Source organism: Furfurilactobacillus milii (assembly GCF_009863985.1).
Lineage (GTDB): Bacteria > Bacillota > Bacilli > Lactobacillales > Lactobacillaceae > Furfurilactobacillus > Furfurilactobacillus milii_A.
The window spans coordinates 355,160-367,684 of record NZ_WEZT01000005.1; the positions used below are offsets into that span (position 1 = coordinate 355,160).

Genomic DNA, 12,525 nt, shown 5'->3' on the forward strand with positions numbered 1-12,525 from the left:
AGAAACTACTCACACCATTTAAGTCAAGCGATTAAACATTCAACCGTAACTTTTTAGGCATAACGCTAATCAAGAGTTGAATGTCGTTTTAATTCGCTTTGTTCGTAACCGGCCAATTCACGATTATCTGGTTGAGTCTGCCAATTAGGCTGATCCACCAAAGCAATCGCTTCCTGTTGAGCAATCTGCAAAATTTTAATCTGCGCAACGGGATCGCCGACTCTGAAGTCTGGCACCCCAGACTGTTTTGTACCCAACAAATCTCCAGAACCACGTAATTCTAAATCTTTTTGAGCCAAAAGAAAACCGTCGTTTGTATCCGTCATGACTTGCATTCTAGCAATGCCGTCCTGGGTCTTAGGGTCTGCAACAAGAATACACGTTGACGCAACTGACCCCCGACCGACTCGACCACGTAATTGATGTAGTTGTGCCAAGCCGAAGCGATCCGCATCAAAAATGAGCATTACCGTAGCATTCGGCACGTCCACGCCGACTTCAATTACAGTTGTTGATACCAGCACGTCGTAATCATCAGCCTTAAAGGCATTCATGACAGCTTCTTTGTCCTCGTTTTTCAACCGGCCATGTAACAAACCAACTCGATAATCCGGCGCAAAGTTTTCACTTAAATGGTCATAAATCGCCTCAGCATTCTTGACGTCCAGTGCTTCCGACTCTTCAATTAGCGGTGTGACGACATACGCCTGTTGACCAGCGGCTAATTGGGTGCGGATAAAATCCATCGCAGCTTCAACCTGATTGCTGTGAATCCAACGGGTAGTAATCGGTTTTCTGCCTGCCGGTAGTTCGTCAATAATGGAAACATCCATTTCGCCATAAGCGGTAATTTGCAAGGTTCGGGGGATCGGTGTCGCCGTCATTGCCAATATATCTGGATGTTGCCCTTTTTGACGCAGGGCCTGTCGTTGGTTAACACCAAACCGGTGTTGCTCGTCAATAATTGCCAAACCAAGTTGGTGATAAACCACATCGTCTGAAATTAAGGCGTGCGTGCCAATAATTAAGTTTACTTCACCACTAGCAATATGTTTCAATGCCTCGCGACGAGCCTTTGCCTTTGTTGATCCCGTCAGCAAAACGATATTGATCGGCAAATCCTTAAAAATATTGGCCAAATTACGTGCATGTTGCTCAGCCAATATTTCAGTTGGCGCCATGAGCGCGGCCTGATATCCCGCAGTAATGGCTGCGTATATAACAATGGCCGCCACGATTGTTTTACCGGAACCAACATCTCCCTGCAGTAATCGGTTCATGTGAAGTGGTCGTTTTAGATCCGCACAGATTTCGTTAACCACTTTCTTTTGCGCATTGGTGAGTTCAAACGGCAATGTCTTGATAAATTTTTTTAACGCTTCATTATCATATTCAATACTGATGCCAGCTGCCTGGTGATCTTTTGCCCGCATCATTTGCAAACGTAATTCAAACAAGAAAAACTCTTCAAACACAGCCGTTCGCCGTGCAGCTTTGGCCGCCTCTGGATCCTTCGGAAAATGAAGATCATGAATCATTGTTCGACGATCTAAAAGACGATATTTTTCAATCAGTTTCGCGGGCAAAACCGTATAGATAACGTCCTGATATGCCTCATACGCCTGTTTCACCAGTTGAGCAATCGTACTCTGACGAATGTGCTTGTTCGTCGAATAAATGGCACCAAACGCTGCCTTATCGCTACTGGTGATTAATTTCATCCCGGACAGGCTCTTTCGAGTAGCATCCCACTTACCATAAACGGCTGTTTCTTGGCCAATCGCCAGTTGCTTGTCCAACCACGGTTGGTTGAAAAATGTAACACCGACGACGTCATGACCGATAAGTAAGCGAAAGTTTAAGCGACTCTTTTTTCTGCCAAATCTGACGACTGTCGGTTCGTTTGCTACAGTGCCTTTCAGGGTGATTTTTTCACCCTCAGTCACTTTGGACAAATCCTTAGCAGCCATATCATCATAACGAAATGGGAAGTATTCCAATAAGTCAGCAATCGTTTGAATACCTAACGTTTTTAGCGCAGCGGCACGTTGTTCACCGACGCCGCTTAATTGTGTCACTGGATCTTCGATTGACTTTAACGGCGCAGACATTTTGAAACCTCCCTTCCAATTATGCAGTGTGATTTAATCTGAAGTAAATGCATTACTCTTATCGTATCAAAGACGGGCAAAAAACGACAGATAAGCAATAGAAAAAGAACAGTTTACGACCTAACACGAGTAAAAACGTCATCCAAAACAATAGGCAAAACTAAGTTAAACAGCTATTACTAAATCAAAAAATTCCTAAACCTAGAGTACAGGAATAGGAATTTTACAATTGTTTTTAATTATTCAACGGAAACCAAGAACGGATAAACCGGTTGGTCACCTTCGTGGATTTCGACCTCAAGCTCATCATCCAACGCCATAATCGCGTCTTCTAGCGATGAAGCGTCAGCTTCCGTTGCATCGGCGCCGTAAATCACCGTGACAATTTCACTGTCGTCATCAATCATAGCTTGCACCATCTTGGTGGCAGCACCGAGCAATGATGCATCTGTCACTTTGATAGAACCATCAATGATGCCCATAAACTCACCATTCTTGATCTCAATCCCATCAAGCGTTGTATCACGAATGGCATGAGTTACTTGACCGCTCTTCACAGTATCCAAGTTATCTTCCATTGCCTGCTTGTTAGCATCCAATTCTGAATCAGGATTATAGGCTAGCAGAGCTGTCATCCCTTGCGAAATGGATTTACTGTGAACAATCACAGTTGGCACATCGGCAACTTTAGCAGCCTGGTCAGCGGCCATAAAGATGTTGCCATTGTTTGGTAACACAATCGCTTTTTTGGCACCACTGGCATTAATCGCCTTGACGATGTCTTCAGTGCTTGGATTCATGGTCTGGCCACCGTTGATCACGTGCGTGACACCCAAACTCTTAAATAGCTCAGCAACACCATCACCAGCAGAAACGGAAATCACAGCAGTGTCTGGTGCGGCGACAGGTTGGGCAACGCCGGTAGCCGTCTTAGTGGTTACCTCGTCCTGATCCTTTTCCATGATTTCTTCTTGTTGATGGCGCATGTTATCAACTTTAACTTTGATTAAATCACCAAAGTGTTGACCCCATGTCATGACATCTCCGGGGTGCTCGGTGTGCACATGCACTTTAACGATTTCGTCATCATTAATCACTAACAATGAATCGCCTAAACCAGCTAAATACTGATAGAATTCATCATAATCAAACTTGCGGTCAACTTGCTGTCCGCCACCAATACGCACCATAATTTCAGTACAGTAACCGTACTTGATATCATTGGGATCTAATTCACCCTGCACACTGCGATGATGAGTCGCGTTGATCATTTCATCCATTTGAGCATCGTCTGGTGTATCAATATCAGAGTCAGTAGACTTTCCGTTCAAGACTTCATCAAAAGATTGGAAAATGAATACCAACCCTTGACCGCCAGAGTCCACCACGCCAACTTGCTTTAAGACGGGTAGTAAATCTGGTGTTGAAGCTAAAGCCTTCTGAGACGCTGCGTATACGGCATCCATCACAACGGCAATATCATCAGTTTCGTTTGCCTTATCGCGACCAGCCTTGGCAGCCTCACGGATAACCGTTAAGATAGTACCTTCCGTTGGCTTCATAACCGCTTTATAAGCTGTTTGAGCACTGGCTGCTAAAGCCTCAGCAAAGTCTTTAGCGCTAAGTGTTTGCTTACCGTCAACACTCTTTGAAAAGCCGCGAAAAATCTGTGATGTGATAACACCGGAGTTACCACGTGCACCCATCAACAATCCCTTGGCTAAAGCAGCCGCCTGATCACTAACAGAAGTTGACGTAACTTCGCGTTCATATTTTGCACCGCTGGCAAACGCCAGTGAAATATTGGTACCTGTGTCACCATCGGGCACCGGAAAAACGTTGAGCGAATTAATAAATTCTGCCTGACTCGTCAAACGTTTCGAGGCAGCCTGGACCATCTTTCCGAATTCAAGGTTGGTCATGGTAGTTAATGTTGCTTCCAATTCAGTTTCCCCCACTTCGTTACAAAAAATCGTCTAGTCTGCAAGTACTCGAACACCTTGAACCGTGACATTCACGGAGTTAGCTGCAATGCCAAGCATACTATCCAAGTTGTAACGAACCTTTTGTTGTACGTTTTTAGATACTTCAGAAATCTTGGTGCCATAGCCAACCACGATGTACACATCGATGGCCACACCATTGTCTTCTTGGCGAACAACGACGCCACGTGCATAATTATCACGTCGTAAAATTTCGTTTACGTTATCACGCAGTTGGTTTTTAGATGCCATTCCGACAACACCATAGTTGTCGGTTGCGGCGCCACCAACGACCGTGGCAATCACATCGTTATTAATATCGATGGTGCCAAATTGCGTTTTGATCTTAACAGCCATGAATAGGCCTCCTCAACTATTTAACTCACTCTTAGATAAAGAGTTCATCATGCAATCTTCAATCATGCTATCATAAAACGGTCCTTGAAAAAAGTCTAGAGTGTTGTTTAAGCGTCTGAACGGCAATTTAAGGTGTCAAGTATTTTTCCTTGGCATTTTATATTGCATTCGCTAACAGCATATGGTAAATTATTTAGGTGAGAAAAAAGAGGTTCCCTTTGGAAATCCGATAAGGAGGGATGAACAATGGCTAAAGATTTTATTACTGGCAAACGGACACATTTTGGTAACAACCGTTCCCACGCCTTAAACAGCAGCCGTCGTAGCTGGAAGGCTAACCTGCAAAAGGTTCGCATCTTAGTTGATGGCAAGCCGAAGCGTGTTTGGGTTTCTGCCCGGACATTAAAATCAGGAAAAGTGACTCGTGTTTAATTAAACACGATAGCGTCAGTCAATTGACTGGCGTTTTTTCTTTGGTTTCAATAAGATGCCCCGCTTCTCTTTGAAAATGTACCTTATAAAAACCAAGTCAGAACAAAGCATCTCACAATCACTTTGATCAATGTTCAAAAAAATTCACATTACTAAAAAAGTTGATTACCAAATCTGGCAATCAACTTTTTTTATGAATATAAATGACAACTAAGCAGCGTCATCTGAGGTTTAGGCATTTAAATCATATCGTTCCGCACGATTATCTTTTAAATCGCGACTTTGAATAACGCCAACGATACCACTGGTAAATGAAAATGACGCTGTGTCGCCCACAAATTCATTGCTGGCAAATGAAACCGGTCGCGTGATATCAGCATGATCCAGATGATAACGTTCATCTGGAAGAGTTAACTGTCGAACAGGGCCAAACGTAACAAACGCCAAATAGCGCTTATCTAATTCCCGTTGTAATTGATAAGTTCCCGGTACATAAAAGCGCATCGTATTCTGGCGGTCAACGTACGTGAGCCGATTAACGACTGATCGGTACCGAGGTTCTAATGGTAAAAATACATTAGCTAACAAGTGATCAAGGCGGCCACCGGTAGCACCGTACACAACAATTTCATGAGCATCAAACTCGGTCATAGCTACTGAAACACCCATTTGCGTATCTGTTTCATCTTTTGCAGAACCGACTTGACGAAGATCACTAACTGCCTTGCGTACACGTGCAAACTCCTCATCAGTTGAAGAATCAAAATCGCCAAGCGCAATTAACGGTGTTATCCCAAGTTGTAATAGCCTAATTGCACCACGGTCAACACCAATCCATGGACCACTAACCGCCCCTCTGACCAAGTCATCCGGCCATTCGGATTGAGGACCGCCAACTAAAATATTGAGTCGTTCAAGGCTTTGAGGTGTCCCACTTGTCTTTACCATGTTTGAATTGCCCTCATCAATTAGCGCGTTGCATTATGAATAGATGCAATTGCAGCTGCAGAATCATCAGCACCGTATACAAACGAACCAGCAACAGCAACCGTCGCACCTGCTTTGTAGCAGTCAACAACTGTCTTGTCGTTAACACCACCATCGATTTCGATGTCAAAGTCGTAACCCTTGTCCTTCTTCAAATCATCCAAAAGTTGAATCTTTTCGATCATTTGTGGCAAGAACTTTTGACCACCAAAACCAGGATTAACCGTCATTACCAATACTTGATCGACAAATGGCAGTAATGGTTCAATTTGGCTAACAGGCGTGCCTGGGTTGATCACAACTTCAGCCTTAACGCCATCGTTATGGATCATTTGAAGTGCACGGTGAATATGAGAAGTTGCTTCAACGTGAACACCAATTAAATCAGCACCTGCTTTAGCAAACTGGTCAACGTACCGTTCAGGATTTTGAACCATCATGTGAACATCCAAGAACAAGTTAGTAATTGGACGAATGGCTGCAACTGTTGTCCAGCCAAATGACATGTTAGGTACGAACATACCATCCATAATGTCGACGTGTAACAAGTCAGCACCGTTTTTTTCAACCATCTTAATGTCACGTTCAAAATTAACAAAATCTGCACTTAAAATCGATGGGGCTACCTTAATCATAAAATCTTCCTCCAAATTTTTATTTCCGACTCTTATCATACCGTGGTTTCTGGTCGGCAATCAACTGGTGAAACTGTAAATAATTCTCATATCGGCTTTTCATGACCTCGCCTGCGTCCACGGCAGCCTTAACTGCACAACCTGGTTCATTAATGTGCTGACAGCCGCGAAAACGACAGGATGGTGAGAGTGCCTGCAACTCAGGAAAGTACTGCCCTAATTCACGAGCATCCATATTGAAGTCTTCATACGATGAAAAACCAGGTGTATCCGCGACTAAGCCATCACCGACACTTAACAAGCCAACTTTACGAGTTGTGTGTTTCCCACGATTCAGAACCTGTGAAATTTCACCCGTTGCCAAGTCTAGCTCTGGTGACAAATGGTTGAGTAAAGTCGATTTTCCTGCACCTGTTTGGCCCATAAAAACAGTTAACTTGTCCTTAAAACAATCGCGTAGCCCGTTTAAATCGGTATCTGAAAACGCCTGCTGGCTAAAGAAAGCATCGTAACCAATCGCTTTATAACCAGCAATGAGTGGTGCAAAATGCTCTCGCTGATCAGCAGTTAACAAATCTGTTTTTGTGAAATAAATAATGGAATGAATATGCTGACTCTCGAGTGCGACCAACTGACGATCCAGTAAGTTACTCGAAAAGGTTGGCTCCGTGGCCGCAGTCACGACGACAGCCTGATCAATGTTGCTAACTGGGGGCCGGACTAAAGCATTTCGTCGATCATCAATACTTAAAATGTAACCGTCTGAACCGGCCTCTGCACTAAATTCAACAAAATCGCCAACCATGGGACTCACTTTCCGTTTGCGAAAATTACCACGAGCTCGCGTTCTGTATAACTGGCCATCAGCTGTCTGAACGTCATAAAAACCGGCCAACAACTGATGAATTTGTCCCTTCATAGACTTCTCCTAATTTCCTGAGGTTACGCTATGATCCGCCATAATTGTATGACCATCACGCTTAATGACGTATTCGCCTTCACCATTGGTCGTTGTTGTAAATGGCAGCGAAACATCTGTATCTGATGAAATTTGTAACTGCTGATACACATCCGTTAATTTCTTGTCGTGATCCTTGATATAAATTTTAATATCATTCGTTCCGGTTGGATCATTACTTGGTGCTTTGTACGGAATTGTGAGATTGACATGGAAATTATGCAACGCTGGTCCAGATGACACTACGGCTGCGAACGTTTGACCGGCTGAAATCATGCTGCCAGACGTCGGTGCCTGGCGAATAATTTTACCCTGAGCGACCGTTGTCGATGTTTCATCACTAAATGTGACAGTCACACTATGGTCTTCTGCCCACTGCTGCACCTCAGTCTGCTTATCACCGGCAAAGTTTGGCATTTTATAGCGTTTAACCGTTGAGCCATGAGAAGACCCACTGCTAACAGTAAACGTTATGGTGCTGTGACGATAAACCGTGTCGCCTGGCACGACATCTTGATCAACAATGACCCCGTTAGCCGCGTCAGCCGTATATTCATCAACACGTGTTGCTGTTAAAGCCAGCTTCTTTAATTGGCGCACAGCCGTCGTATACCGTTCACCGGTATAATCGTCGACACTAATCTTTGGCCGTCCTGAACTGACGATCACGTTGACCTTTGCCTGCTGCTTTGCCTGTGAACCAATTGCCGGCGTAGCCTTGATAATTTCACCCTTGGCACGCCGTTCACTAGTTGCCTTAGTTTGCTTGCCCAAACGCAACTGGTTGTGTTTCAACACCTTGGCTGCTTTAACTGGCGTCATCCCTGCGACGTTGGGCACCGTTACCTGACCAGGGATCAACCAGATCCACGCTAAAACACCCAATATTAAGACGACAGCAACGCCAAACAACCACCCGAATAGCTTGCGGGCTCGTGCAGGCGATTTTCGACTTGGTGTATCCGCCACTTCGGCAGCTGCGGAAGACGGTTCCTGACGCGAAATTTGACTATCAGCACGTTGTTGATTGCTCGCTGCCAATATTTGATCAACTGGAATCACCTTAGTGGCACCGTCGTCGACAATTCGCGGTTCAAATCGTTTCTCGTCACGCCGTTCTGGTGACAACGCCGTTGCTAAATCGTTGGCCATGGCCTGAACAGATACGTAACGATCTGAGGGATTTTTTGCCGTGGCATGAAGAATAACATTTTCTAACGGTTGCGGAATTCTGGAGTCATAATCGCGGACCGATGGCATGTTGCTCTGTGAGTGCTTCAACGCAATCGACACAGCCGTTTCGCCTTCAAATGGTACACTGCCGGTTAACATCTCATAGAGAATAATCCCCAATGAGTAAATGTCACTCTTTTTGCTAGCCATGCCACCACGCGCCTGCTCAGGGGACAAATAATGAACCGATCCTAACACGGTATTAGTCTGTGTCATCGAAGACTCGCTGCTAATTACCGCAATCCCGAAATCCGAGATTTTTAACTGGCCAGACTGATCCACCAACACGTTTTGCGGTTTTAAATCACGGTGAATAATACCATGCTCATGAGCAATGCGAACGCCATCCAAAATTTGTTGCATGAGATTGACAACGGTCGGATAAGGAATCGGAAAATGATTGCGAATATACATTTTCAAGTCAGTTCCGGACACATATTCCATGACCAGATACTGCATTCCGTTATCTTCACCAACGTCATACACGCTCACAATATGTGGTGACACGAGTTCACTTGCGGCCATCGCTTCGCGTTGGAAGCGCCGTTCCGTAGAAGGATCATCGCGTAAGTCCAAACGTAATAACTTAACGGATACATCCCGATCCAAAATCAGGTCATGTGCCAGATAGACATCGGCCATCCCGCCTTCACCTAGCGGACGAATGATTCGGTAACGACCCGCTAATGTGTAGTTCGGCCTCATGAGGCAGTCACCTCACCCTCGGCTGAAATCAGTAATACCGTGATGTTGTCTTTGCCACCAGCCTCGTTTGCCAAATCAATCAACTGTTGACACTTCTCCTGCAATGTCAGATTTCTCTGCAAGACCGCCTGTATTTGGGCATCTGTCACCATATTGGTCAGCCCATCAGAACAAAGCATAACCACATCGTGCGGTTGAGCGTGATACAAATTAATATCAATATCAGCTTCGTCATTGATGCCTAGTGTCCGCGTAATAATATTTTTCTCGGGATGAGTGCGCGCATCTTCTTCACTGATCTGTCCCAACTTGACCAGCTCATTAACTAATGAATGGTCTTCAGTTAATTGAGCAAGCTGTGCATTACGCAGTAAATAACCACGTGAATCCCCAATGTTGGCTAACAAAAATTGTCGTTGAAAAATGATCGCAACAACGATGGTGGTTCCCATGCCGTTTAAATCTTGATATTGATGTGCTTTTTCAATAATGGTGTCATTTTCTTGTTGGGCCTCGCTAGACAGCCACTTGGCCGCAGTTCCGGGGTCAGTGAAAGAGGTGTCCTCAAACCGACTGCCCATGTGTGAAACGGCCATTGTTGAGGCCACATCACCACCCTGATGACCACCAATGCCGTCCGCCACAATGGCAAATTCAAGTCCCGATTGATTCCGAAACATGCCGACATAGTCTTGGTTGCTTTCTCGTTGCCGCCCAATATCTGACAGATATGCTACTTCCATAAGCCAATCACCTAATCGTTGTCGTGACGTTTTCTAAATGCACAAACAAAGAACCCATCGGAGCCAAAATCATCGGGATAAATGGTCAACCAAGGTGTTGACCGATTTTCTTTCAGATGATGAACTGTCTCCACTGGTACAAGTTCAAAGTCTGAATGTGCTTTGACAAACGCAGTTGCCACGTCATCGTTTTCTTGTTTCAAAATGGTACAAGTACTGTAAACTAGTATACCGTTTTTCTTCAGCGTCGGTGCTACTGCATCAAGAATTGCTAACTGAATCTGCTGAAGTTGTTTGCTATCCGCAAGTGTCTTTGCATAACGAATTTCTGGTTTTCGACGCAACAGTCCCAATCCCGAACATGGTGCATCGACCAAGATTCGGTCAAATGCTTCATCGCCAAACTGTTGAGCCGACTTTCTAGCGTCCAACTGTTCCGCCGTTACTCTGTCTGCAACCTGCATCCGACGCGCATTTGCTTCAATCAGTGCCACTTTATGCGCATGTAAATCCAGTGCCGTGACATGCCCACCCTTCGATGGATTCAGCTGAGCGGCAATTTGTGTTGTCTTTCCGCCTGGGGCAGCGCATGCGTCCAAGACAGCATCGCCAGGTTGCGGAGCCAAAGCCTCAACAGGCAGCATCGCGCTTTCGTCTTGAATCGTAATAAGCCCCTCATTAAAAGGCGGTGTCCCTGCTGGATGACCAGCGTTGATTCTTAACCCTTCTCCGCTGACTTCACTGTCCGTCCATTTTAAACCCGCCGCAGTAAGCTGTGGCAAAAGTGCCTGTCGCTCTCCAAGCGCTGGATTTAATCTAACGGACTGAAACGCTGGCTGATTAATACTGGCTAAAATCTGCCTTGTCTTATCATCACCAACTGTTTTGCGCATCTGCTGGACCCATGGCATTGGCACGCTATAAGTCGTACTCAAGCGCGTCAACGGGTCCTTAATTGTTGCTAAATCTGCAAAGCCATGTCGATCAGCCGCGTGCAAAACGCCTGTCACAAACCGACGAATGCCTTCATGCCCACGTTGTTTGGCAATCTGAATGGTTTCATCAAAAACAGCACGAGTTGGCACCTTGTCCAAATATTGCATTTGAAACAAGGCTGTTCTAAGTAAGATAAGAACCCACGGTTTAACCTTGGCTGGTTGTTTAATAAACGGCTTTAGCCAAAAATCCAGTGTCATTTGGTGCTGTAAAACGCCATAGACAATTTCTGTACATAAACCTGCGTCCACTGCCGATAACTGAGCATCGTCCAATGACGCATTTAAACTTAGATTTGAGTAACCGCCCTTAGCTACGTTTTCGAGCACTGAGACGGCGACAAAACGTGGATTTGTTTCTGCATTCACCTGTTTGCTAACGTGATCAGACTGACTTTTAAGCTTTGTTGCCATTAATTTGTCGCTCCAAACTTCATTTTCATGATTTGTTTACCAACCTCAAACTGCGTGTCCGCACCGTTCAGAAAATCAGTAATCGCCATTTGCGGATGGCCCGCTGGTTGCAAGCGATTGATTCTTAGAACCGTCCCCTGACCAGCAGCAACGTCTAATTCGTGCTTGGTTCGGCTCACGACCGTTCCTGGCATCTGAGTCGTCTGTTGATCAGCTAATACTGTGACATCCAAGATCTTTGTTCGAACATTATCCATGACTACATAGGCAGTCGGAAACGGCCGCAAGCCACGTACTTGCCAATCAATTTCACTGGCCGTATGCGTCCAGTCAATTTCTTCTTGAGCTCGTGAAATGTTAGGTGAAAATGTGACTGCTCGTTCGTCTTGTTTAATCCCCTCAACTGGACCATCGATTAACGTCGGCAACGTTTTTAATAACAAATCCCGGCCCGCCAGACTCAGTTTGTCAAACATCGACCCTGTATCATCCGCTTGAGTAATTGGACACTTAATTTGTGAAATGACGTTACCAGCATCCATCTGACGAATCATGTACATAATGGACACACCCGTTTCTTCATCACCGTTCATGATGGCATAGTGGACTGGGGCGCCGCCACGATAAAGCGGCAGCAATGAAGCATGGACGTTGACAGCCGCTATCTTAGCCGCCTTCAATAGTTTTGTCGGCAGGAACTGACCGAATGCGGCCGTGACGATAAAATCAGGCGCAATGTCAATCACCCGTTGCATTTCCGGTGACTTACTTACTTTCTCCGGCTGAAGAACTTCGATATTGTGGACCAAGGCCACTTTTTTAACCGGTGATGGTGTTAAAACATGTTTCCGGCCAACTGGCCGATCTGGCTGTGTCATCACTGCAGCAACATCATATTTTTCAATCAATGATTCCAAAATTGGTGTAGAAAACGCCGGTGTTCCCATAAATACAATTTTTGTCATGAATTTGC

The 12,525-nt window shown here is 45.1% G+C and carries 11 protein-coding genes; 1 reads left to right on the top strand and 10 read right to left on the bottom strand.

All coding sequences use genetic code 11. From position 1 onward, the window contains the following. Positions 1-65 precede the first annotated feature (65 nt). The 3 genes from recG to GB992_RS04600 all read right to left on the bottom strand — a co-directional run bounded on the left by recG (position 66) and on the right by GB992_RS04600 (position 4,450). Positions 66-2,111 (bottom strand): ATP-dependent DNA helicase RecG, encoded by a 2,046-nt coding sequence (recG, locus tag GB992_RS04590; protein WP_161001412.1) that lies wholly within the window; start codon positions 2,109-2,111, stop codon positions 66-68. 239 nt (positions 2,112-2,350) lie between these two features. Then, complete coding sequence (locus GB992_RS04595; RefSeq protein ID WP_161001533.1) at positions 2,351-4,033, bottom strand: DAK2 domain-containing protein; 1,683 nt, start codon at positions 4,031-4,033, stop codon at positions 2,351-2,353. Positions 4,034-4,087: 54 nt separating this feature from the next. After that, positions 4,088-4,450, bottom strand: a complete 363-nt coding sequence (locus tag GB992_RS04600; RefSeq protein WP_017261786.1) for an Asp23/Gls24 family envelope stress response protein — start codon at positions 4,448-4,450, stop codon at positions 4,088-4,090. A gap of 246 nt (positions 4,451-4,696) precedes the next feature. Between GB992_RS04600 and rpmB the strand changes: the two genes are divergently transcribed. Next, positions 4,697-4,882 carry a 50S ribosomal protein L28 gene (gene rpmB, locus GB992_RS04605; protein WP_017261785.1) on the top strand — a complete coding sequence of 62 codons (186 nt, stop codon included), beginning with the start codon at positions 4,697-4,699 and terminating at the stop codon, positions 4,880-4,882. Between the two features lie 231 nt (positions 4,883-5,113). Here the strand turns inward: rpmB and GB992_RS04610 are convergent, their stop codons facing one another. From GB992_RS04610 to fmt, 7 genes are read right to left on the bottom strand one after another with little or no spacing between them, the layout of a single operon-like run. Beyond that, positions 5,114-5,830 carry a thiamine diphosphokinase gene (locus GB992_RS04610; RefSeq protein WP_161001413.1) on the bottom strand — a complete coding sequence of 239 codons (717 nt, stop codon included), beginning with the start codon at positions 5,828-5,830 and terminating at the stop codon, positions 5,114-5,116. 20 nt (positions 5,831-5,850) lie between these two features. Next, entirely contained in the window at positions 5,851-6,504 is a 654-nt protein-coding gene (rpe, locus tag GB992_RS04615) for a ribulose-phosphate 3-epimerase (RefSeq protein ID WP_161001414.1), read from the bottom strand. 19 nt (positions 6,505-6,523) lie between these two features. Then, positions 6,524-7,423, bottom strand: a complete 900-nt coding sequence (gene rsgA / locus GB992_RS04620) for a ribosome small subunit-dependent GTPase A (protein WP_161001415.1) — start codon at positions 7,421-7,423, stop codon at positions 6,524-6,526. A gap of 9 nt (positions 7,424-7,432) precedes the next feature. Beyond that, entirely contained in the window at positions 7,433-9,400 is a 1,968-nt protein-coding gene (gene pknB, locus GB992_RS04625) for a Stk1 family PASTA domain-containing Ser/Thr kinase (RefSeq protein ID WP_161001416.1), read from the bottom strand. Next, positions 9,397-10,143: a Stp1/IreP family PP2C-type Ser/Thr phosphatase gene (locus GB992_RS04630; RefSeq protein WP_017261780.1), complete on the bottom strand. Its 747-nt coding sequence runs from the start codon at positions 10,141-10,143 to the stop codon at positions 9,397-9,399. Before GB992_RS04630 ends, pknB begins: the two co-directional genes overlap by 4 nt. 11 nt (positions 10,144-10,154) lie before the next feature. Then, on the bottom strand, positions 10,155-11,552 hold the full coding sequence (rsmB, locus tag GB992_RS04635; RefSeq protein ID WP_161001417.1) for a 16S rRNA (cytosine(967)-C(5))-methyltransferase RsmB: 1,398 nt from the start codon (positions 11,550-11,552) through the stop codon (positions 10,155-10,157). Beyond that, positions 11,552-12,517, bottom strand: coding sequence for a methionyl-tRNA formyltransferase (gene fmt, locus GB992_RS04640; RefSeq protein ID WP_161001418.1), 966 nt, complete (start codon positions 12,515-12,517; stop codon positions 11,552-11,554). Before fmt ends, rsmB begins: the two co-directional genes overlap by 1 nt. Positions 12,518-12,525: the final 8 nt, after the last annotated feature.